Annotated in this window: 1 pseudogene; it reads left to right on the forward strand. The window is 70.2% G+C overall.

The features are described 5' to 3' along the window. A pseudogene (locus KBX53_RS35700) lies at positions 1-460 on the forward strand (biotin carboxylase); the annotation flags it as partial.

The following is a 460-nucleotide window of genomic DNA, read 5'->3' on the forward strand; positions in this document are numbered from 1 at the left end:
GTGCAGCGGCGCAACCAGAAGCTGGTCGAGGAGTCCCCGTCGCCGGCGGTCTCGCCGGAGCTGCGCTCCCGTCTGCTGGCGGCGGCGGTGCGGGCCGGCGAGGCGGTCGACTACCGCAACGCGGGGACTGTGGAGTGCCTGTTGGTCCCGCGTCAGCGGGACGCTACTGGCGCTGCTTCCGGTTCCGAGGAGTTCTTCTTCCTGGAGATGAACACGCGGTTGCAGGTGGAGCACCCGGTGACCGAGTACGTCTACGGCATCGACCTGGTCGAGGAGCAGTTGCGGGTGGCCTCCGGGCTGGCGCCGACGTTCGACCCGGACGCGTTGACCCCCGGTGGTCACGCCATGGAGATGCGGATCAACGCCGAGGACCCGAAGCGCTTCCTGCCCGGCCCCGGTGTGATCAGGACATGGGTGGAGCCGACGGGCGAGGGGGTCCGGGTGGACTCCGGCTACACCG

The organism is Micromonospora sp. M51 (genome assembly GCF_018070305.1).
GTDB lineage: Bacteria > Actinomycetota > Actinomycetes > Mycobacteriales > Micromonosporaceae > Micromonospora > Micromonospora parva.